The organism is Neobacillus sp. YX16 (assembly GCF_030123505.1).
Lineage (GTDB): Bacteria > Bacillota > Bacilli > Bacillales > Cytobacillaceae > Neobacillus.
The window spans coordinates 4,932,303-4,957,590 of sequence record NZ_CP126115.1; the positions used below are offsets into that span (position 1 = coordinate 4,932,303).

At 38.3% G+C, this 25,288-nt stretch carries 26 protein-coding genes and 1 riboswitch; of the genes, 11 read left to right on the forward strand and 15 right to left on the reverse strand.

From position 1 onward, the window contains the following. Positions 1 to 37 precede the first annotated feature (37 nt). Positions 38 to 179: riboswitch (SAM riboswitch) on the reverse strand. Positions 180 to 397: 218 nt separating this feature from the next. Next, positions 398 to 1,984 carry a phosphoenolpyruvate carboxykinase (ATP) gene (gene pckA, locus QNH48_RS24385; protein ID WP_283952353.1) on the forward strand — a complete coding sequence of 529 codons (1,587 nt, stop codon included), beginning with the start codon at positions 398 to 400 and terminating at the stop codon, positions 1,982 to 1,984. A 36-nt stretch (positions 1,985 to 2,020) separates the two neighbouring features. Here the strand turns inward: pckA and QNH48_RS24390 are convergent, their stop codons facing one another. Together QNH48_RS24390 and QNH48_RS24395 are read right to left on the reverse strand one after the other, a co-directional pair. Then, complete coding sequence (locus QNH48_RS24390) at positions 2,021 to 2,263, reverse strand: DUF2584 domain-containing protein (protein ID WP_095251409.1); 243 nt, start codon at positions 2,261 to 2,263, stop codon at positions 2,021 to 2,023. Between the two features lie 39 nt (positions 2,264 to 2,302). Next, the gene (locus QNH48_RS24395) at positions 2,303 to 3,121 is read right to left on the reverse strand and encodes an alpha/beta hydrolase family protein (protein WP_481858436.1); all 819 of its coding nucleotides are present in this window, start codon (positions 3,119 to 3,121) and stop codon (positions 2,303 to 2,305) included. 100 nt (positions 3,122 to 3,221) lie between these two features. Between QNH48_RS24395 and QNH48_RS24400 the strand changes: the two genes are divergently transcribed. From QNH48_RS24400 to QNH48_RS24410, 3 genes are read left to right on the forward strand one after another with little or no spacing between them, the layout of a single operon-like run. Further along, entirely contained in the window at positions 3,222 to 4,238 is a 1,017-nt protein-coding gene (locus QNH48_RS24400) for an ABC transporter substrate-binding protein (protein WP_481858437.1), read from the forward strand. Positions 4,239 to 4,259: 21 nt separating this feature from the next. Then, positions 4,260 to 5,036 carry an ABC transporter ATP-binding protein gene (locus QNH48_RS24405; protein WP_283952355.1) on the forward strand — a complete coding sequence of 259 codons (777 nt, stop codon included), beginning with the start codon at positions 4,260 to 4,262 and terminating at the stop codon, positions 5,034 to 5,036. Beyond that, on the forward strand, positions 5,017 to 5,823 hold the full coding sequence (locus tag QNH48_RS24410) for an ABC transporter permease (RefSeq protein ID WP_095251404.1): 807 nt from the start codon (positions 5,017 to 5,019) through the stop codon (positions 5,821 to 5,823). Before QNH48_RS24405 ends, QNH48_RS24410 begins: the two co-directional genes overlap by 20 nt. 20 nt (positions 5,824 to 5,843) lie before the next feature. Here QNH48_RS24410 and ytkD read toward each other — a convergent pair whose 3' ends face one another. Both ytkD and QNH48_RS24420 read right to left on the reverse strand, forming a co-directional pair. After that, entirely contained in the window at positions 5,844 to 6,323 is a 480-nt protein-coding gene (gene ytkD, locus QNH48_RS24415; RefSeq protein ID WP_283952356.1) for an RNA deprotection pyrophosphohydrolase, read from the reverse strand. A 92-nt stretch (positions 6,324 to 6,415) separates the two neighbouring features. Then, positions 6,416 to 6,733: a hydrolase gene (locus QNH48_RS24420; RefSeq protein WP_283952357.1), complete on the reverse strand. Its 318-nt coding sequence runs from the start codon at positions 6,731 to 6,733 to the stop codon at positions 6,416 to 6,418. Between the two features lie 235 nt (positions 6,734 to 6,968). Here QNH48_RS24420 and QNH48_RS24425 point away from each other — a divergent pair, with 235 nt between their 5' ends. Together QNH48_RS24425 and ytzI are read left to right on the forward strand one after the other, a co-directional pair. Further along, complete coding sequence (locus QNH48_RS24425) at positions 6,969 to 7,226, forward strand: DUF6154 family protein (RefSeq protein WP_095251400.1); 258 nt, start codon at positions 6,969 to 6,971, stop codon at positions 7,224 to 7,226. Positions 7,227 to 7,609: 383 nt separating this feature from the next. Beyond that, positions 7,610 to 7,774, forward strand: a complete 165-nt coding sequence (gene ytzI, locus QNH48_RS24430; protein WP_095251398.1) for a YtzI protein — start codon at positions 7,610 to 7,612, stop codon at positions 7,772 to 7,774. A gap of 38 nt (positions 7,775 to 7,812) precedes the next feature. On the opposite strand, the gene QNH48_RS24435 is transcribed toward ytzI, so the two are convergent. After that, positions 7,813 to 8,286 carry an S-ribosylhomocysteine lyase gene (locus QNH48_RS24435; protein ID WP_095251397.1) on the reverse strand — a complete coding sequence of 158 codons (474 nt, stop codon included), beginning with the start codon at positions 8,284 to 8,286 and terminating at the stop codon, positions 7,813 to 7,815. Positions 8,287 to 8,427: 141 nt separating this feature from the next. Between QNH48_RS24435 and yidD the strand changes: the two genes are divergently transcribed. Then, a complete protein-coding gene (yidD, locus tag QNH48_RS24440; protein WP_095251396.1) occupies positions 8,428 to 8,655 on the forward strand; it encodes a membrane protein insertion efficiency factor YidD in 228 nt (75 codons plus the stop codon). Here yidD and QNH48_RS24445 read toward each other — a convergent pair. After that, entirely contained in the window at positions 8,652 to 9,215 is a 564-nt protein-coding gene (locus tag QNH48_RS24445; RefSeq protein WP_283952358.1) for a beta-class carbonic anhydrase, read from the reverse strand. The genes yidD and QNH48_RS24445 overlap by 4 nt on opposite strands. 213 nt (positions 9,216 to 9,428) lie before the next feature. Here QNH48_RS24445 and QNH48_RS24450 point away from each other — a divergent pair, with 213 nt between their 5' ends. Beyond that, positions 9,429 to 10,361, forward strand: a complete 933-nt coding sequence (locus QNH48_RS24450; protein ID WP_283952359.1) for a metal ABC transporter solute-binding protein, Zn/Mn family — start codon at positions 9,429 to 9,431, stop codon at positions 10,359 to 10,361. Positions 10,362 to 10,453: 92 nt separating this feature from the next. Beyond that, a complete protein-coding gene (locus tag QNH48_RS24455; protein ID WP_283952360.1) occupies positions 10,454 to 10,612 on the forward strand; it encodes a DUF1540 domain-containing protein in 159 nt (52 codons plus the stop codon). A gap of 462 nt (positions 10,613 to 11,074) precedes the next feature. On the opposite strand, the gene menC is transcribed toward QNH48_RS24455, so the two are convergent. The 6 genes from menC to QNH48_RS24485 all read right to left on the reverse strand — a co-directional run bounded on the left by menC (position 11,075) and on the right by QNH48_RS24485 (position 18,575). Then, complete coding sequence (gene menC, locus QNH48_RS24460; RefSeq protein ID WP_283952361.1) at positions 11,075 to 12,199, reverse strand: o-succinylbenzoate synthase; 1,125 nt, start codon at positions 12,197 to 12,199, stop codon at positions 11,075 to 11,077. Between the two features lie 16 nt (positions 12,200 to 12,215). After that, the gene (locus QNH48_RS24465) at positions 12,216 to 13,679 is read right to left on the reverse strand and encodes an o-succinylbenzoate--CoA ligase (protein ID WP_283952362.1); all 1,464 of its coding nucleotides are present in this window, start codon (positions 13,677 to 13,679) and stop codon (positions 12,216 to 12,218) included. Positions 13,680 to 13,786: 107 nt separating this feature from the next. Next, entirely contained in the window at positions 13,787 to 14,605 is an 819-nt protein-coding gene (gene menB, locus QNH48_RS24470; RefSeq protein WP_095251387.1) for a 1,4-dihydroxy-2-naphthoyl-CoA synthase, read from the reverse strand. Positions 14,606 to 14,618: 13 nt separating this feature from the next. Then, positions 14,619 to 15,428: a 2-succinyl-6-hydroxy-2,4-cyclohexadiene-1-carboxylate synthase gene (gene menH / locus QNH48_RS24475; protein WP_283952363.1), complete on the reverse strand. Its 810-nt coding sequence runs from the start codon at positions 15,426 to 15,428 to the stop codon at positions 14,619 to 14,621. Further along, positions 15,428 to 17,176, reverse strand: a complete 1,749-nt coding sequence (gene menD / locus QNH48_RS24480; protein WP_283952364.1) for a 2-succinyl-5-enolpyruvyl-6-hydroxy-3-cyclohexene-1-carboxylic-acid synthase — start codon at positions 17,174 to 17,176, stop codon at positions 15,428 to 15,430. Before menD ends, menH begins: the two co-directional genes overlap by 1 nt. Before the next feature lies 1 nt (position 17,177). Then, positions 17,178 to 18,575 carry an isochorismate synthase gene (locus QNH48_RS24485; RefSeq protein ID WP_283952365.1) on the reverse strand — a complete coding sequence of 466 codons (1,398 nt, stop codon included), beginning with the start codon at positions 18,573 to 18,575 and terminating at the stop codon, positions 17,178 to 17,180. Positions 18,576 to 18,929: 354 nt separating this feature from the next. Here QNH48_RS24485 and QNH48_RS24490 point away from each other — a divergent pair, with 354 nt between their 5' ends. Continuing rightward, positions 18,930 to 19,868: a 1,4-dihydroxy-2-naphthoate polyprenyltransferase gene (locus tag QNH48_RS24490; RefSeq protein ID WP_283952366.1), complete on the forward strand. Its 939-nt coding sequence runs from the start codon at positions 18,930 to 18,932 to the stop codon at positions 19,866 to 19,868. A 174-nt stretch (positions 19,869 to 20,042) separates the two neighbouring features. Continuing rightward, entirely contained in the window at positions 20,043 to 20,249 is a 207-nt protein-coding gene (locus tag QNH48_RS24495) for a hypothetical protein (RefSeq protein WP_283952367.1), read from the forward strand. Positions 20,250 to 20,411: 162 nt separating this feature from the next. On the opposite strand, the gene QNH48_RS24500 is transcribed toward QNH48_RS24495, so the two are convergent. The 3 genes from QNH48_RS24500 to QNH48_RS24510 are packed head-to-tail and all read right to left on the reverse strand — an operon-like array spanning position 20,412 to position 25,271. Then, positions 20,412 to 22,805: a glycogen/starch/alpha-glucan phosphorylase gene (locus QNH48_RS24500; RefSeq protein ID WP_283952368.1), complete on the reverse strand. Its 2,394-nt coding sequence runs from the start codon at positions 22,803 to 22,805 to the stop codon at positions 20,412 to 20,414. Then, positions 22,795 to 24,243, reverse strand: a complete 1,449-nt coding sequence (gene glgA / locus QNH48_RS24505) for a glycogen synthase GlgA (protein ID WP_283952369.1) — start codon at positions 24,241 to 24,243, stop codon at positions 22,795 to 22,797. The genes QNH48_RS24500 and glgA overlap by 11 nt, the downstream gene beginning before the upstream one ends. After that, positions 24,240 to 25,271, reverse strand: a complete 1,032-nt coding sequence (locus QNH48_RS24510) for a GlgC family sugar phosphate nucleotidyltransferase (RefSeq protein WP_283952370.1) — start codon at positions 25,269 to 25,271, stop codon at positions 24,240 to 24,242. The genes glgA and QNH48_RS24510 overlap by 4 nt, the downstream gene beginning before the upstream one ends. Positions 25,272 to 25,288 lie beyond the last annotated feature (17 nt).

A 25,288-nucleotide genomic window follows, 5' to 3' on the forward strand; every position in this document is an offset into this window, starting at 1 on the left:
CTTACCACATGAGGAAAGGTTGCTTGAGGGCCTTTCACTCTTATCGTTCAAGGTCAAAGCCTTGCGTCAGATTAGCACCTTCGCACTTGAGAAAATGACCATTTTGAAAGGTCGGTCTTCTCATAAAGCAGGTTGCTGGGTTTCATAGGGCCTGTCCCTCCACCAGCTCAGGATAAGAGAGTATCCGTTCAAATTAAAATCATACTTGAACATGTCGAACATTGTCAATAAAATTTTTAACAAATTAAGGTTAAATATATGAATTTTTCCCACTTCTAAATTATAGTTAATAATACAACCTAAATTCGCTAATTAGTATAGACTATTCAGTTGAATGTGTTATACTATTCGTAAATATATTGAATATTAAAAACCAAAAAAGGAAGGGTTTTCTCTGATGAATTCCGTACATGTCCCAAATGAATTAAGTCAATTGTTAGAAGAAAATAATGTGCATATTCAATTGTCAGTACCTCAATTAGTGGAAAAAGTCTTATCAAGGAATGAAGGAAAATTAACCTCTACTGGTGCCATTAGTGTATCAACAGGTAAATATACAGGAAGATCCCCACAGGACAAATTTATTGTCATGGAAGAATCAATAAAGGATAAAATCGATTGGGGTAAATTAAACCAGCCAATTTCGGAAGATGCTTTTAACAACCTCTATCATAAAGTTTTAGACTACTTAAAAGAAAAAGACGAAATATTTGTGTTTAAAGGTTTTGCAGGTGCAGATAAAAAGACACAATTGCCGATTCAAGTTGTGAATGAATTCGCTTGGCATAATTTATTTGCGCATCAATTGTTTATTCGCCCAAATGAAGAAGAATTATTGACACATAAAGTTGGTTTCAATGTGATTTCTGCTCCAAACTTTAAAGCAAATCCTATAGTTGATGGAACAAACTCTGAAACCTTTATTATCATCTCTTTCGAAAAACGAACCATATTAATTGGCGGAACAGAATACGCAGGTGAAATGAAAAAGTCTATCTTTTCAATTATGAATTACCTTTTACCTGAGAATAATATCTTCTCCATGCATTGTTCTTCCAATATTGGTGTTGAAGGTGATGTTGCTCTGTTCTTTGGCCTATCTGGGACAGGTAAAACCACCTTATCTGCAGACCCTAAACGCCGCTTAATTGGTGATGATGAGCATGGTTGGTCGTCTAACGGCGTCTTCAATATTGAAGGTGGCTGCTATGCAAAAACCATTCATTTATCCCGTGAAAAAGAACCACAAATCTTCGATGCCATCTGTTTTGGTTCTGTACTTGAAAATGTTGTGCTTAATCCAGAAACTAGAATTGCAGACTATGACGACGCGTCACTAACTGAAAATACACGGGCAGCCTATCCAATCGAAGCGATTGATAATGTTGTGAAGCCGAGCATTGCGGGCCACCCAAATACAATTGTCTTTTTAACAGCCGATGCATTTGGTGTATTGCCTCCAATCTCAAAATTAACAAAAGAGCAAGCCATGTATCATTTCTTAAGTGGTTATACATCAAAACTAGCTGGAACAGAGCGTGGTGTTACATCGCCTGAAGCAACCTTCTCAACCTGCTTCGGTGCACCATTTCTTCCTTTGCCTGCAACACGTTATGCCGAAATGCTAGGTGAAAAAATTCTTGAGCATAGTGCCAATGTCTTTTTAGTGAATACTGGATGGACAGGTGGAGAATACGGGGTCGGCAGCCGAATGAAGTTATCCTACACAAGGGCTATGATTCAGGCTGCACTTGAAGGTGAACTAAACCTTGTTGAAACCGTTAGAGACGATATTTTTGGTCTAAATATTCCGCTTCACATTGCTGGTGTTCCTGATGAGGTCTTGCAGCCAAGCAAAACATGGGCAGACCCACAAGCTTATGAAACCAAAGCGAAAGAATTAGCAGGCAAATTCCGTGAAAACTTTAAGAAGTTCACGAAAGTCTCTGCAGAAATAGAACAATTAGGCGGACCAATCGCTTAAAGTGAAAACCCTTATCGTTATCGATAAGGGCTTTTATTAATTCGTGGAATTTAATGAAATTAATTGGTATGTTATCATCGTGCTGCTGTTTTGCCATTCTACCTTTTTAATGACCGCTGTTCCACTCGTATCGCTTTCAAGTGTTTTTCTAACATCAATCGGAATATCAATTGGATAAAGCCTATAGCCTTCTTTTTCTAATTGGAAAAGGTTTTCCTCTACTCTCTTCTCTCTGCCTTTTGTTACAATCAATGTATTTAACTCAAAGGGCATACCCATATGTACCCGCTCCTCAGCATTTAGACTTACTTTATTTTATCATCTTTTGATTTGATTTTTCATCCACTTCGATAAATCCTTTACGATTTTTCTATTTACCGCCGGGGGAAAGTAGTGAGTAAACTCCTTAAAATACCAGCTTTCCACCTGTTTATTTAGAGCTTTCAGTCCTCGCTCAAGTCTGTAGCCATGCTCCACGGATACATTCTGGTCATTTACCCCATGGATAATGAGGACAGGGGCTGTTATCTTTTCAAGATTATAAAGAGGGGTTCGCTCCTCATATCTTTCTGGATATTTCCCCGGAGTTCCGCCAATTACCCTTTTTAGCATCTTCCGCAAGTCTTTTCTTTCTTCGTATGTTAAAAACATGTCACTTACTCCGCCCCAGGTCACAATGGAAGCTGCCTCTGGAAATTCAACTCCTGTCATTAATGCCATTACACCACCTCGGGAAAAACCAAATACATGGATATCTCTCACCCCAGGTATAGTTTTTAATAGCTCAAAGGCTGTAAATGCGTCCTGCCTATCCTCTCCAGCAAAATCCTCATTTCCCTCTCCACCTTGATTCCCCCGATAATAGGGAGCAAATACCACGAACCCCTCAGAGGCAAATTGTGCAATTCTTGCAGGTCTTACTTTTCCAACATTTTTAATGCCGCCCCGCAAGTATAAAAATCCGTCATGGTTTCCTTTCATTTTCGGTTCGGCAAGCATCCCTTTTACTCTCAATCCATTAGATAGATAGGTTATTTCCCATATTTCCACACTAGGATTGGGTGAAGGGAATCGATACGCCTCGATGATTTTTTCATTATCTTTGTTCACCTTACATTGCACCCTCCTTTCAATCATCAAAAAATTTATGTACTGGGCATTCACACATTTATTACTTTATCATACGATATGGTAGGCCAATAGCCCAGATTTCGCCTTACTTAAAGGGGGTTTTAGTGTGAAAAAATGGTTTAAATTCTGTTTTTCATCGCTTCTCATTGTGATTCTCATGTTTTCAATTGCAGCTTGTAACGGTACTGACAAACCCGACACAGAGAAAATCGAAAAGGTCCGATTAGTGGAAGTTACCCGTTCCATCTTCTATGCTCCTGAATATGTTGCCATCGCTAAAGGGTTTTTCGAAGAAGAAGGTTTAGATGTTGAACTATCAACAGCCTTTGGCGGTGATAAAACCATGACTGCTTTGTTATCAGGTGGTGCCGACATAGCCCTAGTAGGCTCTGAGACATCTATTTATGTGTACGCCCAGGATTCGAATGACCCTGTCATTAATTTTGCGCAATTAACGCAAACAGACGGTACTTTCCTTGTTTCAAGAGATAAAATTGATAATTTCTCATGGGATCTATTAAAAGGATCTACGTTCTTAGGCCAGCGTACTGGCGGTATGCCACAGATGGTTGGTGAATTTGTTCTTAAGAAACATGGAATCGATCCTCATCAGGATTTAAATCTCATTCAAAATATAGATTTTGCTAATATTCCAAGTGCTTTCGCTTCAGGGACTGGCGAGTTTGTTCAATTATTTGAACCTCAGGCAAGTATCTTTGAACAAGAAGGAAAAGGACATATTGTTGCTTCCTTTGGAACTGAATCAGGGCATGTCCCTTATACAACCTTCATGACAAAAGATAGCTACATGAAAGAAAACCAAGATATCGTAGAAAAATTCACTAGAGCCATTTACAAGGCACAGCAATGGGTCGAAACACATAGCTCTGATGAAGCCGCTGAGGCTATTAAATCCTATTTCCCTGATACAGACCTTAAACTTATTAGTACAGTAATAGACCGCTATAAAGAGCAAGGCTCCTTTGCTACTGATCCAATTCTTGATGAAGAAGAATGGAACAATCTCCAGGATATCATGGACGAAGCCGGTGAACTTCCAGAAGTGGTAGATCATAAAACACTTGTTAATACTGAGATAGCTGAAAAAGTAAAAGAAGAATAATTAAAATGGGAGGCCGTCCAAATGAGTTTTTTAGCTATTAAGGATGTTCATCACACTTATTTCACTAAAGCCTCTGCAACCACGGCCCTCTCTGAGATTACCTTGCAAGTTGAGGAAGGAGAATTTGTTTCCTTCCTCGGCCCTAGCGGCTGTGGAAAGACAACATTGCTTTCAATTATTGCCGGGCTAATAAAGCCTACCCAAGGGACCATTTTACTTGAAAACAAACCACTATCAGGATTAAAAAATCAAATCGGCTATATGCTTCAACAGGATTACCTTTTTCCATGGAAAACGATTGAAGAAAATATCCTCCTCGGTTTGAAGCTATCTCAACAATTGAATGATGAAACCAAGCTAGCTGCTTTAGACCTTTTAAAGCAAATGGGTTTAAGCGGGATTGAGAAGCAGCTTCCGAAGCAGCTCTCAGGCGGTATGAGGCAGCGTGCTGCTCTTGTAAGAACACTGGCAACCGAACCTAAACTGCTTATGCTGGATGAACCCTTTTCTGCTTTAGATTATCAAACTAAGTTAAAGCTCGAGGACCTAGTATCTAGAACGCTTGACGTATTCGGAAAAACAGCCATCCTTGTCACACATGATATCGGGGAAGCCATTGCCATGAGCGACCGGGTTGTACTCTTTTCGCCAAGCCCGGGCAGGGTTCATAAGGTATTTCAGATGCCGGATGAACTAAGAAGTTTGTCTCCTTTTAACGCAAGGAACCACGAGACCTTTTCTAGTATCTTTCAAACAATTTGGAAGGAGTTGGAGTCACTTGAGTCAGGGAAAGAATAAGGTGAACCTCCTCCATAAAAATTATTTACATTCTCTTACGATTGAAAAAAGATGGGTTCGATTTTATCAGGTGATCATATTTTTAGTCTTTTTCACAGGCTGGGAAATATCCAGTCAGCAGCGGTGGATAGACCCGCTTTTGTTTAGTTCCCCATCTAAGATTTGGAATCTATTTTTAGAAAAATTTCAAGATGGTTCATTACTATCTAATCTTGGTGTAACCTTAACAGAAACTATTTTTGGTTTTATTTTAGGTACCCTGCTTGGAACCTTACTAGCAGCCTTACTATGGTGGTCACCGATATTTTCAAAAATTATCGACCCCTATCTGGTAATTTTAAATGCGATGCCAAAGGTAGCTTTGGGACCGATTCTAATTGTTGCCCTAGGTCCTGGATATCCTTCAATCATTGCGATGGGTGCCATTATCTCGGTTATTATTACTACACTTGTCGTCTATACATCTTTTAAAGAAGTGGACCCTAACTATTTAAAAGTACTTCAAACCTTCGGGGCGACACGTTTTCAATGCTTTAAAGAGGCCATTCTGCCCGCGAGTTTCCCAACAATCATTTCAACTTTAAAGGTGAATGTTGGATTATCATGGGTGGGTGTCATTGTTGGTGAATTCTTAGTTTCCTCGAGGGGACTTGGTTACTTGATTATTTACGGCTTCCAAGTATTTAATTTTACACTGGTCTTTTTATCACTGCTGGTTATTGCTGTCGTCGCCACGATTATGTATCAGCTGGTGGAGCTGTTAGAGAAAAAACTTATCAAGGAATAGCGGCTTATAAAATTTTGTCGCTATTCTTTTTCAATTTGGAGCTTGTTTATATAATTTATACACGCTGGAATCACATCATCCTTCATAATAAAACTGTACTCATCTCCAAACCGTATTTGCAAAATATCTCCTTCCACCACAACTGGTCCATAGGTTTCGTAATAGTTATTAGTTTTACTAATCGATTTTATTTTGCCCCAAAAAACGGCCTTCACAAAAGAATCTTTTCCTTCAGTCACTTTATATTCTGCTATCTGTGAAAGTTCGTCCACTGTTGCACCCGTTTCCTCATAGACCTCTCGCCGAGCAGCTTCTTCAAGGGACTCCCCTTGCTCCACTTTTCCACCTGGAAATTCTAGACCTCGGACCTTATGATTGGTTAAATACCAAGCACCCTCATACTGGCTAATAACAAGCACATGCTTTGCATTTTTTTCGAATGCGTTGGCTGCAAAAGATAGCTCCACCTTGTTCCCGTATTTATCATAAAACTCCTTCATCTTTGCTCTCCTCTTGGGTTCCCTTTTTGGATTCATTATAATCGAAAAAAAGCGGAAAATCCCTATAGAAAGGATTTTCCGCCTTTTTAATCTTATTTTGGTAAAATATTCATCGATTCAATATGACTTTTTGCTTCCTCATCTCCGAGGTTGTAAATTATCCCATATACTTGCTGGATGGTATTGTCATAGGCGTCATTTTCACGATCATGATGATATTGAACATAGGGAACATGGGCTCTCATGAAATTTTGCCATTCCGTTGAATAATTTTGATCAAATAGCTCTCTTAAATGCGTGATTTCCTCATCATTTGCTTGGATTTTAAAGCTCCATGTGGAAGCTGTTGAACTTTGGGATATTTGTCCATGCCCAACATCTATATAATAGGTCTTTTTTTGCTCATCCATTATGTCATCCCCTTATTAATATTATTTAGAATTTCCCACAATCAAATAAAATTTATTCTTTTTCAAATTTCGACGTTTTTTTTAGAACTGAATCATGTATAATTGTCATAATATTAAGAAAATGGATTTTAACATTTTTGCCATTTCTGCTTCTAAGATAGAGGATATTTTTCATCATTAAGGGAATTGAATAAGTAAGGAAAAAATTTTAAAAAATTCTTTGGAGGTGAACGAGATGAGGTTAGTCGATGAATTATTTCAAATGTATCGCGACAAGCTGACAGGTGATGAAGAGGATATTGATATGTTAGCATTCGCCTTCTTAGAAGAAATGTCACATGAGGATCTTCTCCATTTGATAAAAGAGATGGATAAACAAGAATTATATGATTTAATGGGGCTCTATTTAATTGAGAGCTTAAAAGGAAAATTTGCGCAAGAGGAGTACGGACAACAGCGCGCCCATACTTATTATCCAAGGAATATCCATTAATTATTACATACCACAATAAAAAGCGGAAGCGCCTTGCTCAGGGAAAAAAGAAGTTCATTTTTTCCTCGGGGCGACAGGCATAAGACGAGGCGGCGAGAAGGTTGTTCTTTTAACCTTCTTGACGGATTGAATGAAATGTGGAGGCGACTGCCCTGGGACGAAGGCATAAGACGACCACTACAAGAAGGCGCTTTTTGCCTTCTTCAGGGGGTGGCTTATGCCTCGAGTCCCAAGGAGCCGCAACTAGACAAGCTTATGACCCCGAGCCCCTAGGCGCTGGAGCTGGATTCAGCCAGCAAAAAGGAACTGCATCCTGCAGTTTCTTTTTTTGGTTAAAAAAGTGTAAAACCATGCTAGAATATAAGAATACAAGGGGGGAAAATATGTATACGATATTTGTGGTAAGCATAGTTATCATTATCGTAGTGCTATTGCTTGCAGTCATTACTACTTCAAAAGCTTATTCATTTAAACATACAGTAGATCCACTCGATGATAATCCATATGTAAATAACGACAAAAAAGAGGAAAATGAAAAAAATTCATAAAAGAATTCCTATTCATTAAGAATAGGAATTCTTTTCGTTTAAGCAAATACTTGTTTTAAATCTTCTTTACTTTGCTCAAGCCAAAAGCGCATTAGGCGCTTTGCTCCCTCTAAATCGTGGAGCTTCGCTTGTCCGCATTGTCTTTCGTTTGCTGCAGGAATCTCATGTTTTTCAACTGCCGTCTTCATAGTATCTTCAAGAAGGTCAATGATTTCTTCGATTGTCGGCTCACCACTAACAACTAAATAATAACCTGTTTGACAGCCCATAGGTGAAATATCGATAATATCGAAATGATCATATTTTTCAACGTGTGCACGAAGATTAAAGGCAAGGAGATGTTCTAATGTATGAATGACATCTGGCTTCATCGCCTGTTTATTCGGCTGACAAAAACGGATATCATATTTATTAACAATCCCGTCGCTTCCTACCTTATGGACGCCACAATGTCTAACATAAGGTGCTTTAACGGCATTATGATCTAAATCAAAACTTTCTACTGAAGGCATTTATCCCCACTCCTTATTAATATCTAAAACTAATCATACTATAAATTCCGAGTTTTTTCATCAACATTGTTTCATTTAACAATTTAGACGTTTTTTCTTTTATATGATATCTTTTAGTAAATTGATAAAGGGAGTGTCCCTATGTTGAAAAAAATTTTTATTTCCATAATTCGATTCTACCAAGTTGCCATTTCCCCGATTAAACCGCCAAGCTGTCGTTTTTACCCTACTTGTTCCCATTATGGGTTAGAAGCCGTTCAACGGTTTGGAGCTTTCAAAGGTGGCTGGCTTACATTAAAGAGAATTCTTAAATGTCATCCCTTTCATCCAGGTGGAATTGACCCGGTGCCAGAAAAAAAGGAAATTTAACTTTGATACCCATCAACAATTAGGTCTAATTTTCCTGTTTTTGGGTCAATAACTAACCCATGCACCGGAACACCTTCAGGCATTAATGGATGATTTCTAATTACCTCCACACTATGTTCGACACTTTCAGTAACATTTTCAAATCCATGCAGCCATTTTTTTATATTGATACCTGAATAGGTAAGCGTATCAATGGTTTCATCTTTTACCCCTCGGCTTAACATACTATCTATTACTGGTTCAGCTTTTAATCCACTCATCCCACAATCGTGGTGAGCAATGACTAGGACTTCTTCTGCTTGAAGCTGATATACAGCAATAAGAATACTTCTCATAATACTTCCGAATGGATGAGATACCAGTGCCCCAGCATTTTTAATAGTCTTTACATCCCCATTATTTAAGTTCAAAGCCTTAGGCAATAATTCCAATAATCTTGTATCCATACAAGTTAAAATGACCGTTTTTTTATTCGGAAATTTTGTTGTTTCATATTTCTCATATTCACGACTTTCAACAAATTTTTGATTATAATCAAGTATTTCATTTAATAATGACATAATTATCCCACCTTTTATTTGGTTACTATAAGCATACATAAAAACTAAATGGTGTATCAACTTTATGCTTGCAATTATCGTATTTTTTTTGTAAGATACATAAGGAAATCGGAATCGTTCCGTATTATACATTTTTTAAACATTCGAATCCCTAAAAATTTTTCAACTATAAATCGTAATAACTCCGGTTTATTATCTTTTAAAGGAGCAAATATGAAAAAAATTATCTTTTATCCAATAGTCATTTTATTACTGTTAATGTCTGCCTGCAGTGCCGAAAAAGATGTAACAGAAAAAGAGAAAGACAAAATCACCATTTATACTACTGTATTCCCGCTTCAATATTTTACAGAGCGTATCGGAGGTAAATTCGTTACTATTAATACTATTTATCCACCAGGAGCCGATGAGCATACCTTTGAACCATCCCAAAAGGATATGATTAAACTGGCTGATTCAGACTTATTTTTCTACATCGGTTTAGGATTAGAAGGATTTGTGGAAAAAGCAAAGGAATCATTAAAAAGCGAAAACGTCTCGATGATACCAGTAGCTGAGAATTTGATATTAGAACCTGCTGAAGAGCATGAAGCACATGATGACCATGAGGATGAGGGCCATGGAGATTTTAATCCCCATGTATGGCTTGACCCCATCTATTCGAAGGAAATGGCAGCTGTAATAAGAAATTCTTTAGTTGAAAAAATGCCCCAAAATAAAGAAACCTTCGATCAAAATTATCAGCAGCTTTCAAAGGAATTAGATCAATTACATTCGGAATTTGAAAGTACCATTCAAGATTCAAAACATAGAAATATCCTTGTAACTCATGCGGCTTTTAGTTATTGGGAGCAAAGATACGGCATCGAACAAATCAGTATTTCTGGTCTATCTACAACCAATGAACCAACACAGCGAGAACTAGAAGAAATTATTACGATCGCTGACGAGCAAGGTCTCCATTATATCCTTTTCGAACAAAACGTCCAATCCAAATTAGCGAAGATTGTTCAGGAGGAAATTGGTGCAAGGGCTTTACCGGTTCATAATTTAGGAGTATTAACAAAGAAAAATATCAAGGATAAAGAAACATATTTTTCACTAATGGAGCAGAACTTAGAATCACTAAAAAAAGCCTTAAACTAGTTCATTCGTTCCCTTTTACTTACAGGGATGAATAGACGTAAAAAATCAAAAGCTATTTATGTATTACCAATGATTCTAAGGAGTGATACAAAATGGCACAAGATGTTTTATGTGAAGTTAACAACTGCTCTTATTGGGCAAAAGGTAATAAATGCAGTGCTGAAAGTATTTATGTTGTCAGCCATAAAGGGAAAACAGCCGATAACACCCAAGAAACCGATTGTAAAACATTTGAACCTTCAGATATATAAATTATAAAAATAAACCAGACATTTTTGTCTGGTTTATTTATTTTGTTTGGCTCTGTTAAACTAGGCTGTTGATTTGTGCTCCACTAAGGAAAGCTTCTTTGAATAATCACCGCAGTGACAGGCAGTCTCTGCCTGTCACGAGGCGCTTCGCTTTCCGCAGGCGGTTCGTGAAGCCTGTCTAGCTGCAGCGCCTAGCCCCTCGAGGCGCTTCGGTCCCAACGTTGAAGTCAAAGAACGACTTCATCGTCAGGCCCTCCAGCGCTTGTCGGGGCTGTACAAGGCGCTTCAGCTTTTCCTACTCCTCGGGGCTAAGAGATGAGCGGGGTCTCCCCTGTCCCGTCCTCCTGCAGGACATTGAATTACTTCCGCGAATCTGCCCACGCACATAGAAAATGTGTAGCATTTTCGAGGAGTCTCGCCCCTTCCGCACAAATCACAGAGTGCCAAAATCAATAATAAGCTTTAACATAGCCAACTGTTTTCGAATTTAAATGATTTCTCTAGGAGTGTGGTTTCTTGGAGTCTTTTTTTATTAATACCAAACCCAATTCCTGGGGTATCAGGTACTGTCACAAATCCATTTTCAACCCTTACCTCAGGTTTAATGATATCTTCCTCCCAGAATCGATTGGAAGCAGAAATATCACCGGGGATCGTAAATCCTGGAAGTGAAGCAAGAGCAATATTATGCGCGCGAGATATTCCAAATTCAATCATTCCCCCGCACCATACTTCTATTTCCTTATCAAAGCAATAATCATGAATCCTTTTTGCTTCATAAAGGCCGCCCACTCTTCCTGCTTTAATATTTATTACCCTACAGCTTCCAAGGTCAATCGCATTTTTAGCATCTTCAAAGCTCACAATACTCTCATCTAAACAGACTGGGGTCTTTAACTCTTTTTGTAGCAATGAATGCTGAATGATATCGTCGCTTGCGAGTGGCTGTTCAATCATTAGGAGATTAAAGTCATCCATAGCCTTTAATCTCTCAATGTCTTTCAATGTATAAGCAGAATTAGCATCAGCCATTATAGGAAGTTCTGGATAATGGCGACGGATTCCAGCTAACAAAGAATAATCCTGTTGAGGATTAATTTTAACTTTAATTCGCTGGTATCCTTCTTCTAGGTATTTTTCAATTTGATTAAGAGAACTGCTTAGAGAATCAGCTGCAACCACCACACCAGAAGCAACTTTTTTCCTAGTGCCGCCAATACTTGAAGAAAGGGCTTCAGCATTCCTTTTTGCATACAAATCCCAAATAGCCAATTCTAGTCCAGCCTTAGCCATATTGTTTCTTCTAATTGACTTAAATAAAATAGCAGCCTCTTCAGGATGTTTTATTGGGTTCTTCCTAAGCAAAGGAATTAAAATATCGGCTAACATATGTAAACTGGTTTTAACAGTTTCTTCTGTATACCATGGAGTTGAAAAAGCCACTCCCTCCCCATAGCCTGACACTCCATCAGAATCGATTACCTCTATGATTATTCCTTCACGTTCTTTTACGGTACCTAAGTGTGTGTGAAAAGGTGATTTCAATGGCATACTGATCACGTTAAGTTTAATTTGTGCAATGTTCATTCACTTTTCCCACCTTCTATACCAATTCACACAGCTTCCTGCGCAGGAGCTTTTTAGCAGCGTTCCTTGGAAGTTTTTCAGTAAAGTGGAACGTTTTCGGTACCTTGTATTTCGCTAAGTTTTCTAAACAAAATTGTTTAAGTTCTTCCTTAGTAACATTGGCCCCTTCTTTTCTTACAATAAATGCAGCTGGAACCTGTCCCCATATTTCATCATCGATGCCTGTGACTCCTGCATCAGCTACATCAGGATGGGCTAATAATACAGATTCAATTTCCGCAGGATATATGTTTTCACCACCTGATATAATGAGATCAGAGCGTCTATCAAGCACATATAAAAAACCTTCTTCATCCAAATAACCAATATCTCCTGTATGAAACCAACCTTCTTTAAATTTTTCCTTTATTACCTCTGGACGATATAAATAACCCATAGTGACGTTTGGACCTTTAACAATAATTTCACCAGCTTGTTTTGCCGAAGCTATTTTTCCATCCTCCAAAATTATCTTAAGCTGGGAAGGAAATAACGGCTTACCCGCTGAACCAAGTTTTGTAATGCTGTACTCAGGAGACAGTGTAACGAACTGTGAAGCTGTCTCCGTCATTCCATAGGATTGAAAAACCGGAATTTCTTTTGACTTACATGCCTCTAACAACGGTAAAGGTGCAGGACCGCCTCCTAAAAGCGCACAGCGGAAATGATTTGGCAGCCGGGCATCCTTAAGTGTTTCAACCATCCTAAAAAGCATGGTTCCTACTACTGACATTATGGTGACTCGTTTCGTTGTTATATCCTCTATTACTTTGATAGCGTCAAATGTTTCATGTAGAATGACAGGCATCCCATAGATAACACTTTTCATTAAAATGGAAAAACCGCTTATATGAAAAAGTGGAACACTGCAAAGCCAGCGGTCAGATTCAGTATATCCTAAATTTAATGCTGATCCAACAGCACTCCACCAATGGTTGCCATATGTTTGAATGACACCCTTCGGATTCCCTGTTGTACCCGATGTATACATGACGGTACAGATATCCCCCAAGTTTATTTCATCCTGTATTTCAGGAATGTTTGGAGTAGCTGCAAACAATTCATCTTTTGTAAAAACTGGTACTTTTACCTCTTCTTTTATTTCATCTATATCATTTTCGAGAATTAACGAGGCTGCCTTAGAGTCATGTAACTGCCACACTAATTCTTTTGTCGTTAGTCGATTGTTTAAAATAACTGCCTTAATACCTATTAGCTGAAGTGCAAATAAAATCACGACGGTATCAAGATGATTTTTTAGTAATACACCTATATATTGATCCTTTTTCAATCCTAAAGCTTGGAGCTTCCCAGCTGTTTGATATGAGCTCTCATATAATTCCTTAAACGTTATTGTTCTTTTATTAAAATAAACAGCAGCCCTATCCGGAGTAAGGAACGCCCTATTTTTCAAAAAGTTAGACATTGTTTCGTTATTCAATATTTCACCTTCTTATTCTTTCTAACGCAAGCGGCCTAGTGGCTTACGCTTTTCGATATAAAAACAGCCTGATGGAATCCATCAAGCTGCGTTCAAAAATTTTAAAATCAAGGAAAACGAGGGAATTGACCAAAATCTGGCTTACGCTTTTCTTTGAATGAGTCACGGCCTTCTTTGGCTTCTTCCGTAGTATAGTAAAGCAATGTTGCATCTCCAGCGAATTGCTGAAGACCAGCTAATCCATCCGTATCTGCATTCATTGCTGCCTTTATGAAACGAAGGGCAGTTGGGCTTTTCTCAAGGATTTCATTACACCACTGAATGGTTTCTTCTTCGACTCTTTCAAGTGGAACGACCGTATTTACTAAGCCCATATCAAGAGCTTCCTGTGCATTATATTGACGGCATAGGAACCAAATTTCACGAGCCTTTTTATGACCAATAATCCTAGCAAGATAGCCTGAACCATAACCAGCGTCAAAGCTACCTACATTAGGACCTGTTTGTCCAAATACAGCATTGTCGGCTGCAATTGTTAAATCACAGACAATGTGTAAAACGTGACCGCCGCCAATCGCATATCCCTTAACCATTGCGATAACTGGTTTTGGAATGACACGAATTAAGCGTTGCAAGTCAAGCACATTTAAACGTGGAATTTGATCCTCTCCGACATATCCTCCATGTCCACGCACACTTTGATCACCGCCTGAACAAAATGCCTTTTCTCCAGCTCCTGTTAAGACGATAACTCCTACACTAGAATCATCACGCGCAATGGCAAACGCATCAATTAACTCCATAACGGTTCTTGGTGTAAATGCATTATGTACATGTGGGCGATTAATTGTGATTTTCGCAATTCCGTTATATGTTTCGTATAGAATTTCTTCATATTTACGTCCTGCTACCCATTCTACTGTCAAAACAATCTCCTCCTTAGTTTAATGACAAAAAGTCACTTACTATTGTATCAAACTTTTCTTTTTGTTCCACATGAATTGCATGGCCACTATCCTTAATTACAATCCATGAAGCTTTTTTCATATCCTTCTGCATTCTTTCAGCAATCCTGCAAAATTTTTCATCCAACCTTCCTGTTAGCAGCAGCACTTCGCATTTCACCAAGTTCAACTTTTCCCACCAGGATGGCTGAGAACCTGTCCCCATACCTATTAAGCTATTTGCAAGACCCTTAGGATTATTGGTTAACCTTTGTTCCCTAATACTTTCTTGTGTTGGCTCGGGAAGATTTTTCATTGTTAAAAAAAGTGGAATTCCTCCCCAATAGTTAACAAAAGCTAAAATTCCTTGATTATTAATAAAGTTTGCTAGTTCCCCATCTTTCATACAGCGCTGTATTCTTTCTTCTTCCGTCTTCAGTCCTGGAGACGCACTTTCCAAAATAAGCTTTCGAACTCTCTCCGGATATAGAATTGCAAAAGTCAGAGCAAGTCTTCCCCCCATTGAATACCCGAGTAAATCCGTTTGTTCAATTTCAAGCTCATCTAGAAGCTTAAGCAAGTCTTTAGCTGCTGATTCGATCTTATAGCGATTTACATCTAAGGGTGATTCTGTTTCACCGTGACCTATAATGTCTGGGATAATTAATTTTGAGTGCTTACCCCAAGTCGGACAAAAAGGTGTCCATGTGGATGAATCTCCAGTAAAGCCATGTAATAATAATAACGGAAATCCTTCCCCGCACAATTCGACATGAACATTTAGATCGTTAATATTAACCTTCATTAATGTATACCTTTGACAAAATTTGATATTTCCTGGGAAACAATCCGCCAAAAGTCGCGGTGTTGTGCTAAATTGCTGTCTCTATTTGTTACCACTTCATATACATTTAATCCCTTAACATCGGATGATTGCTTCATTAGTTCACGGAAATGGTCCCAGTCTTGTACTTTCGTATAGTTTCCATTGAACATCCGGACAGCATGCTCAAATTCTAAGTTTAATGGAGTACCAAATAAAAGTTCGAAATTCTTTGGATGCTGCGATTGTGGAAGGAAGGAGAAAATACCCCCACCATTATTGTTAACAACAATAATTCTTATATCTATTCCATATAGCTTCGCTGCAATCATCCCATTTAAATCATGGAAAAAAGTTAGATCTCCTAAAACCAGATATAATGGTTGTGAATATAATGCTGCTCCTAGGGCGGTTGATACCGTTCCATCAATTCCATTAGCGCCTCTATTGGCCATTACATTTATTGATTTATGATTATTGAGAAAGAAACTATCTAAGTCTCTTATAGGCATGCTGTTCCCAACGAACAATGTAGCTTGCTCAGGGAGCATTTCTGCTATTTGATAGAACAATCGGCCCTCGCTTAACATCTGGCTATCCTTGATTAAAGCCATGTTTGCTTTTGTAAGCTCATTAATTTCTCGCCATTTTTCTAAGAATTCTGTTGACTCTTTTATTTCCGTTAAGCCTGATAACTGCTCGCAAAAAATGGTTTCATTACAGAAAATCATTTCCGTTGATAATGTTGCCGGATCCCTCCAGCCTCCTGCCCCGTCAATGACAAATTGTTCAGATTGATGATTCTCTTTTAGGAATATGGTTAATGCCTTTGAAACAGGCATTGCCCCAAAGCGAAGAATGACATCTGGCTTCAAATATTCCTTGGCGTCTTCATTCCGTAAAAAAGTATCATAGGCCTCCACAATATTCTCTAGTGGATGTAGTCCACTCCTGAGCTGTGACAAGGGATCTGCTAAAACTGGAAATTTTAAAGTTGCTGACAACTCTGTGACAGCCTGAGCAAACCGGTTGTCAGCAATGTTTCCGCAAACAATAATTCCTTTTTTATAACCATTCAGCTTTTGAGAAATCTCCCTAAATTCATCCTCACGAAGTGTCAATTCCCCATTCCGAACCTGAACATAACCCATAGGGCGTTCTTTTAATTCGAAGATTTCTTCATCTAATTTTGGTATGAGCGGTTCCCTGAACGGAAAATTAAGATGGACTGGTCCAGCCGGTGCCTGACTTGAAATGGCAGCTGCACGTGCACCAACAGTTCGGGCATAACGAATCAATTCATTGCTATTCTCAGGCAAAGCCATATCTGCAAACCATTTTACATGCTGCCCATATAAATGAATTTGGTCAATCGCTTGTGGAGCACCAACTTCTCTAAGCTCATGTGGACGGTCAGCTGTTAGAACCAGTAAAGGTACACGTGAATACCGAGCTTCAATAATTGCCGGAAAATAATTCGCTGCTGCTGTTCCAGAAGTACATAAAATGGCCACTGGCTTGTTTGTAGCTTTTGCGATTCCCAAAGCAAAAAAAGCTGCTGAACGTTCATCTACATGGATATGGATATTTAATTCTGGGTGTTCTGCCATCACCATTGCCATAGGGGTTGACCTAGACCCAGGGCTAACAACAACGTCTTTTATTCCTGTTTGTACTAACTCAACAACAAAGGCAGCTAGATAAGCTGTTAATGATTCTTGATGATTCATATTAATTACCTCCAAGGGCGCGAAGCATTGGTCTGAATTTTAAGCTTGTTTCCAAATATTCACTTTCAGAATCAGAATTCGCAACGACACCACATCCTGCAAATAATGAAGCTTCCTTATCTTGAATGAGACCGGAGCGGATAGACACCGAGAACTCACCGTTCCCCCGATAATCACACCACCCAAGTGGAGCAGCATAAAACCCACGATCCAATTCTTCGACTTCTCTAATTTTTTCTATAGCTTCTTCTTTAGGAAGTCCTCCGAGGGCAGGAGTTGGATGAAGTCTTTCAACTAATAAAAGCAATGATGCGTCCTTCTGACATTTACCAATGACAGGTGTATATAGGTGTTGAATGTCCCTTATTTTCATTAATTGCGGCTTATCTGGAAGGATTATTTCCTCACATGATTCTTCTAAGGCTTCCTTAATCATTTCAACCACATATCCATGCTCAATAAGGTTTTTCTTATCATTAAGTAATGTTTGCCCTAACATCCTGTCTTCTTCATCGGTTTTACCTCGTTTTATCGATCCCGCGAGACAGGTAGAGAATACATCGTTTCCTTGTTTTTTCACCAACCTTTCGGGTGTAGCACCAATGAAACAGTCTCCATTAGATTCAAAAACAAAGATAAAGCTATCTTGCTGTTGATTATACAAATTCTTAAGAATTACCTCTGCTTTAACGCGTTGATCAAAAAATAATCTTAATTCCCGAGCAAGAACCACCTTTTTCAATGAACCAGTTTTTAAATCCTCTACCACATCATCCACACTCTGTTTCCATTCCTGCGGAAAAATTTCTTTGGTTTCAAGGAGTTTAGCCCGCTTTATTTCAATTTCTTTAGGAGAGTTAAGTAATTGGACTCGCTCATTTATTACTTTTTCAAAAAGTGTATAATCATCATTTTGGGTACAAACAATATTTGTCGTTAAAAAAGTTTGCCCTTCAACAATTGTTAACATAAATTTTGGAATATGGAATAAAGAATCTGCATATTTAGACCAAAGCGTTGTTTTTGGCTTATGCGGATCAAAGGAGAATCCCCCAAACATTACGGGACCTAAGCCATTTTCTTTGTATGGATTAAAGATAAGACTGTCCTTTAAAAATCCCTTCCATTCCTCTTCAACATGAAAAAAGCGGTCAGTAGCCTGATCCGACTGAATTTGTTTTGATATTCCAAGGCCAATAAGCACCATTTCTGCCGATGGGTCTTTCCAATAGAATCGTTCTCCCAGATAGCGTTCTGTTCCACTATAAAAAAAGGATATAGGTTCAATACTGTCCATTTTATGAACTTCACTAATTAGAATGGGCCGGCCTAGTTTCTGAGCAGTACTTACTGCCACAAGACCCCTTTCCTTTAATTCCGTCTCCTGAATGGTAACCAAAAAAATCCCTCCAACACAGTCAATTGACTGTTATCCATTCATTTTAATGCCAATTTAAAGATACTACTTTCATTGTAAAGAAGTCAGTAATACTTGTCACTATCTATCCTCTTTGACTTCCTAAATTATACCTTAAATAATACCGTTCAGGGTTGTTTTTGATTTTCACTCGTTTAATTCATTTTCCCTCCATTTTCTCATTAATAATCAGACAGGAATAATCTACTAATTCCGCTAATAAAAAATAATTGACTATAGTCGTCAAATTCGCATAAACTTAGGGTTGGAAAGTTTCAAGCTCATATTGCAATTTAATTTATATATAGATAAATTTTTAAAAAGGGAGAGAAGAGAATGCAGCCAAATATACAGCACACTTCAAAGCCTGCTGTTGAATCGAATCGCGGTTTTCAAGTTTGGTGGCAAATGACACGTCCCCATACGTTAACTGCCTCATTTGTTCCAGTTTTGCTAGGTACAGTACTTGCACTTTCACATGGAGAAATACACTATGGTCTTTTCTTTGCCATGTTAATCGCAAGTTTATTAATACAAGCCGCAACCAATATGTTTAATGAGTATTATGATTATAAACGCGGCCTCGATAATGAGCATTCAATAGGTATTGGCGGTACCATTGTCCGTGATGGTATTAAGCCTAAAACAGTCATGCTGCTTGCTCTAAGCCTCTATGCAATTGCGTTAGTGATTGGGATTTACATTTGTATGAGTACAAGCTGGTGGTTAGCCGTTCTCGGGCTTGTTTGTATGGCAGTTGGTTATTTGTATACAGGTGGTCCTTATCCAATTGCTTACACTCCATTTGGAGAGCTGTTCGCAGGGTTCTTTATGGGTATGTTAATCATTTTAATCTCATTCTTTATCCAAACTGGAACGGTAACAAGCAATAGTATCCTCATTTCAGTTCCTATTTTAGTTCTTGTTGGTGCTATTAATTTCTCTAATAACATTAGGGATTTAGAGGGCGATAAAGAAAATGGCCGAAAAACTTTAGCCATTCTAATAGGTAAAAATAAGGCAGTTACCTTAATGGGCTGCATGTTCATTTTTTCATTTCTTTGGATATTAGGTCTAATCATCACAGAGGCTGCGCCAATTTGGACAGTAATCGTACTTCTTAGTATTCCTAAAGCAATGAAAGCAATTAAAGGCTTTAAAGCAGGTGTTTCACCAATTCAAATGGCTCCTGCCATGAAAGCAACCGCACAAACCAATACAATCTTTGGTTTCTTACTTGCAATTGGTTTTCTTATTGGACACTTTGTTTCATAAAAAAATAGCAAATATAAATTAGTTGAATAGTTTAAAGTTAGAGCATTTCTGTAAAGAGGAATGCTTTTTTCTATGATTTGGGAAATTTTCATTGGTCTGCTCTTTCATTATTTTTTGAACAACTTTTCTGGACATGCATAGAATGTATTAACTTAATAGAAGGGGGGAAATAATATGGGATTAAGAAATAATTGCTGTGATTGTGAGGATTTATTCGCAGGTATTGTAGCAGGCGATGCAGTTCAGGTTCAATCAGTAGGTAATACAACTGAGAACGGGGCATTTTCAAGAATCGTCGGAAATGTTGTTATTTTAGACGAAGGTACTAACGGTGAAGTAAGAATTTGCTGTGCAAACATTTTTTCCGTTAGCCCTCAGTAACCTTAATCTACCTTTCCTAGTGATTCCTTTGTTAAGGATTCCTGGCATAGAAAGACTGCTTCCTACTAGCTTCGGTGGGAGTTTTTTTAGGAAATAATATATTAAACAAGAAAACCACCATTCATTTCGATTGGCGGTTTTCTCCTATTTCTAATTTATCGGTTATAGAGGTTTTATTCCCCAAATATCGTCCGCATACTCTTGGATTGTCCGATCACTGGAAAAATAACCTGCTTGGGCAATATTAATCAGACACTTCTTTTGCCAGATTTGCTGATTCCTAAAGGTCTCACCAATTCTCTTTTGTGTGTCCGCATAGGAAGCAAAATCCTTCAATACAAAGTACTGATCATTTTCTTCCAGCAAAGAATCAAAAATTGGTTCAAATTCGTTATAGACACCAGGGAAAAATCCATTTACTAGCTGATCAACAGCCTGACGAATGCGACTGTCATGATGATAATATTCAATCGATTGATAGCCGCCATGCTGGTAATAATGAAGAACCTCATCAGCCGAAAGTCCAAATGTAAAGATATTCTCATTCCCAACCAATTCATGAATTTCAATATTGGCTCCATCCATTGTTCCTACTGTCAGTGCTCCATTAATCATAAATTTCATGTTACCAGTACCAGATGCCTCTTTACTTGCGGTGGAAATTTGTTCACTTAAATCAGCAGCAGGAAAGACTTTTTCCGCAAGCGAAACTCGGTAGTTTTCGAGGAAAACGACTTTCATTTTATCGCCAATTTCAGGGTCATTGTTAACCTTTTCCGCTACCGTATTAATAAGTTTAATAATTTTCTTTGCATAATAATAACCGGGAGATGCCTTTGCTCCAAAAATGAATACCCTTGGCACCATTGAAAAACTAGAATCCTCTTTTATTCGATTATAAAGATACATAATATGTAATACCTTTAGAAGCTGTCTCTTATAGGCATGCAGGCGCTTTACCTGGACATCAAAGATAGCAGAGGAATCCACAACAATGCCGTTATGGCTTTGGATAACGTCAGCAAGCCGCTTTTTGTTATCTCTCTTAATTTCTAGAAGCTTATCCATGAAGGACGTATCATTCTGAAATTTAAGTAATTGAATTAAATCACCAGGTGAATTTGTCCATGAAGAACCAATGGATTCGGTAATTAAGGCTGATAAGTCAGGATTTCCTTTTAATAGCCAGCGACGGTGGGCGATACCATTCGTTTTATTATTGAACTTTTCCGGAAACAGCTGATAAAATTGATTCATTTCACGTGTTTTTAGAATTTCTGTATGCAGCTTTGCAACTCCATTGACACTGAAACTCCCCACAATCGCTAAATGAGCCATTTTTACATAGCCATCAGCAATGATCGCCAGCTTTGCAATCCTATTCCAATCCCCTGTATATTGGTCCCATAACTCTCCACAAAATCGTTCATTTATTTCTTCAACAATCATATAAATTCGTGGTAACAGCGGCTGAAAAATGCGAATTGGCCATTTTTCCAATGCTTCCGATAAAGTCGTATGATTGGTATAGGAAATCGTATGCTTTGTAATATACCAAGCCAGGTCCCAATCAAAACCTTCCTCATCAATTAGTATTCTCATTAGTTCAGGAATGGCTAAAACAGGATGGGTATCATTAATATGAATACAAACGTGTTGGTGAAGTTCTTTTAAATTTCCGTGTTGTTTCCTATACGTTTTAATGATGGATTGAATACTTGCTGATACTAAAAAATATTGCTGCTTTAGCCTTAGTATCTTCCCTTCATCATGTGTATCATCCGGATAGAGGAATTCTGAGACAGACTCCGTTTCACGTTTATACTTTAAAATATCCTCATGGAAAGGGAATTGAGATGGTTCGGCATTCCATAATCTCAATGTGTTAACCGTTTCAGAGTTAAAACCTATTACCGGCATATCATGTGGAACGGCCGTTACCGTTTCGGCATTCAAATGTTGGAATTTTAAACGGCCATTCTCTGTTCTTCCTTCGACCTTCCCCCAAAAAGGGATTTTAACAGCTAAATCTGCTTTTCGAACTTCCCAGACATTTCCACTCCTAAGCCATTGCTCTGGGAGTTCTACTTGATAGCCATCCACTATTTTCTGTTCAAAAAGTCCATGCTTATAGCGAATACCATGACCATGTCCAGGGAGATTCAGTGAAGCAAGGGAATCAAGAAAACAAGCGGCTAATCTTCCTAAGCCACCGTTTCCTAAGCCTGCATCACTCTCTAATTCCTCCAGGTCACCTAAATCGATACCTAGTTCCTGAAGACCAACTTGTACGGTTTCTTCGATTCCCAAATTGATTAGATTTTGCCGCAGGAGCTTTCCTAACAAATATTCTATCGACAGATAATAAACTTGTTTTTCTTTTGCTGCCAGGTATCGTTCATTCGTTTTTATCCAATCGTGACTGACAAATTCCCGAATCATAATCCCAAGTGTTTGGTAATGGTCTCGCTCTGAGCTTTCTGAAAAGCTCTTACCGCAAACCATATTCACCCTCTTTAGAAAATTGTTCTTAAACTCTGTTGGATTAGAAAACATGGGTTTCACTCCTTGAGGTCAGCTCTGCATATAGCTGATTATACTTAAATGCAGACTGGGCCCAGCTGTTATCCTTTTCCATCGCCTTTTGAACAATTGTTTCCCAAGCGGGGTCATGATAAAAGCGTAATGCCCTTCTAATAGTGTAAAGCATGTCATGGGCATTGAAATTCCTGAAAGAAAACCCATTTCCCTCATTAGTAGTCTCATTCCAAGATTGTACCGTATCATTTAGGCCGCCTGTTTCACGTACAATTGGCACAGCACCGTATTTCATCGCAATAAGTTGACCAAGACCGCATGGCTCAAATAGGGATGGCATTAAGAAAAGGTCAGCCGCTGCATATAGCTTGTGAGCCAGTCCTTCACTAAAACCGATGTGCACCTTTAATTTATTTGGATAGGAGTTTGCTGCATGACGCAAATACTCTTCATAGCCATAGTCTCCAGTACCCAGAACAACCATTTGAATATCTTCATGAAGAATGTCTCTTAAAACACATTTAACGAGGTCTAATCCTTTTTGTTTTGTCAGCCTAGTAATCATCACCATTAATGGTGTGTTTGGGCTCTGTGGCAGTCCAAAGTGTTTTTGGACTTCACTTTTATTAATCGCTTTATTCTCAAGATTATTTGCTGTAAAAGTTTTATAAAGTAGTTGGTCATGTGCTGGATTATAGAATTTATCATCAATGCCATTTAGAATTCCAACTAAATCTTCTTCTCTCGTTTTCAATAAGCCATCCAGTTTTTCTCCATATTCCGGAGTTTGAATTTCCTGTTTATAGGTTGGGCTTACCGTTGTTATTTCGTCTGCTGCAACAAGAGCACCCTTCATATAATTTATACAGCCAAAAAACTCTAAATTTTCAGGATGGAAAGCTCCCCAATCTAAGCCAAGCAAGTCTCCCAGCGTTTCTCTTGGGAAAATTCCCTGAAATTGTAGATTGTGAATCGTGAAAACAGTACGAATCAAACCATAGTCTTTCCGTTTGTAATATTCCATTCTTAATAAAAATGGAATCATGGCTGTATGCCAGTCATGACAATGCAGGACATCTGGATAAAAGTCTAGATGTGCCAAAGCTTCCAATACAGCCCGGTTAAAATAGGCGAACCTTTCGCCATCATCATAATATCCATAGAACCCTTCACGTTTGAAATAATATTCATTATCGACAAAGTAATAGGTTACTCCCTGATAGAGAAGCTCTTCAATCCCACAATATTGATTTCTCCAGCCAACAGAAACTGTGAACTCTTTAATTTTTTTCATTTCCGCTTTAAAGTCATCGGCAATAGTGCCATACTTCGGCAGAATTACCCTTACGTCCGTACCTAGACTTTTCAGTTCTTTAGGCAGGGAGCCTGCAACGTCTGCAAGCCCCCCTGATTTTGCAAATGGACCACATTCTGAAACTGCAAATAATACTTTCACGTATTCATCAACGCTCCTTGCTTTGTCCCTTTACGCACAACAAAAGGATCTCTGGAGGTACCTGTTAAGATTGTACCCTCCTCAACCTTTACGTCTTTGTCTAAAATAACAGAATCGAGATAACAGTTATCTTCAATCACGCATTTTTGCATGATAATGCAATTTTTAATAACTGCACCTTTTCCGATTTTTACGCCCCTGGAAATAATACTATTTTCAACTGTACCATTGATTAAGCAGCCATTCGCAATCATCGCGTTTTGAACAGTTGAACCCTTTAAATAACGGGTTGGCGGCTCATCCTTGACCTTTGTCAGGATTGGCTGTTCTTTTATAAATAATTGATTCCAAACATCGGAATTCAATAAATTTAAACTAGTAGAATAATAGTTTTGAATAGAGTTTATCATGACCGCATAGCCGGAATATTCATAGCGGCAAATGGAATGTTGATGGTCAGGATCTAGAACCACATCTTTCATACATGTATATCCTGTTTCATTTCTCGTTTCAATTAATTTAATAAGTAGAGATGTTTTCACTAAATACATTTCCATTGGTGTTCCATTTTCATGGTGGATTTCAGTAATGTCGCACCCGGAATGAATATGCCAATCTAACAATGGTTTAAAGTCCATATTAATAACTGTATAACAATTCGTAATAATGGAATACTCTTGAGAACTGCGGTAGAAGAAATCTAAATTTGCTGCAAAGTTTTCAAATGAACCAATTTTATTAATATCTGAATCAACAACGGGAGTTGGAAAAAAGAAAAGGCCATCGCGCTTGCGATTCAAATCCCAATTCTTTCCTGAGCCAAGGTGATCCATTAGTGAACGGTACATCATTTTCGGAAAGATAGCTACACTCCTGATTCCAGAGTTAACCATATTTGAAAGAACAAAATCAATAATACGATAACGTCCTGCAAAAGGCAGGGCTGCAAGTGATCGATGTGTTAAAAGGTCCTCTAGATCATCATGGTACGTTGTTGCGTCAATAACACCTAATAGCTTTCTTTTCAATACATGTCCCTCCCGTT

Excerpts from the sequence above, each read along its gene's own strand:
- menD (WP_283952364.1), bottom strand. The coding sequence starts at position 17,176 with ATGAATCATCAAGAATCATTAACAGCTTATCTAGCTGCCTTTGTTGTT.
- QNH48_RS24435 (WP_095251397.1), bottom strand. The coding sequence starts at position 8,286 with ATGCCTTCAGTAGAAAGTTTTGATTTAGATCATAATGCCGTTAAAGCA.
- QNH48_RS24395 (WP_481858436.1), bottom strand. The coding sequence starts at position 3,121 with ATGATTGAAAGGAGGGTGCAATGTAAGGTGAACAAAGATAATGAAAAA.
- QNH48_RS24445 (WP_283952358.1), bottom strand. The coding sequence starts at position 9,215 with ATGTCATTATTAAATGAAATACTTGATTATAATCAAAAATTTGTTGAA.
- pckA (WP_283952353.1), top strand. The coding sequence starts at position 398 with ATGAATTCCGTACATGTCCCAAATGAATTAAGTCAATTGTTAGAAGAA.
- QNH48_RS24490 (WP_283952366.1), top strand. The coding sequence starts at position 18,930 with ATGCAGCCAAATATACAGCACACTTCAAAGCCTGCTGTTGAATCGAAT.
- QNH48_RS24420 (WP_283952357.1), bottom strand. The coding sequence starts at position 6,733 with ATGGATGAGCAAAAAAAGACCTATTATATAGATGTTGGGCATGGACAA.
- menC (WP_283952361.1), bottom strand. The coding sequence starts at position 12,199 with ATGAACATTGCACAAATTAAACTTAACGTGATCAGTATGCCATTGAAA.
- ytzI (WP_095251398.1), top strand. The coding sequence starts at position 7,610 with ATGTATACGATATTTGTGGTAAGCATAGTTATCATTATCGTAGTGCTA.
- QNH48_RS24450 (WP_283952359.1), top strand. The coding sequence starts at position 9,429 with ATGAAAAAAATTATCTTTTATCCAATAGTCATTTTATTACTGTTAATG.
- yidD (WP_095251396.1), top strand. The coding sequence starts at position 8,428 with ATGTTGAAAAAAATTTTTATTTCCATAATTCGATTCTACCAAGTTGCC.
- QNH48_RS24495 (WP_283952367.1), top strand. The coding sequence starts at position 20,043 with ATGGGATTAAGAAATAATTGCTGTGATTGTGAGGATTTATTCGCAGGT.
- menH (WP_283952363.1), bottom strand. The coding sequence starts at position 15,428 with ATGAAGGTTAATATTAACGATCTAAATGTTCATGTCGAATTGTGCGGG.
- QNH48_RS24405 (WP_283952355.1), top strand. The coding sequence starts at position 4,260 with ATGAGTTTTTTAGCTATTAAGGATGTTCATCACACTTATTTCACTAAA.
- QNH48_RS24500 (WP_283952368.1), bottom strand. The coding sequence starts at position 22,805 with ATGTTTTCTAATCCAACAGAGTTTAAGAACAATTTTCTAAAGAGGGTG.
- QNH48_RS24425 (WP_095251400.1), top strand. The coding sequence starts at position 6,969 with ATGAGGTTAGTCGATGAATTATTTCAAATGTATCGCGACAAGCTGACA.
- ytkD (WP_283952356.1), bottom strand. The coding sequence starts at position 6,323 with ATGAAGGAGTTTTATGATAAATACGGGAACAAGGTGGAGCTATCTTTT.
- QNH48_RS24455 (WP_283952360.1), top strand. The coding sequence starts at position 10,454 with ATGGCACAAGATGTTTTATGTGAAGTTAACAACTGCTCTTATTGGGCA.
- QNH48_RS24390 (WP_095251409.1), bottom strand. The coding sequence starts at position 2,263 with ATGGGTATGCCCTTTGAGTTAAATACATTGATTGTAACAAAAGGCAGA.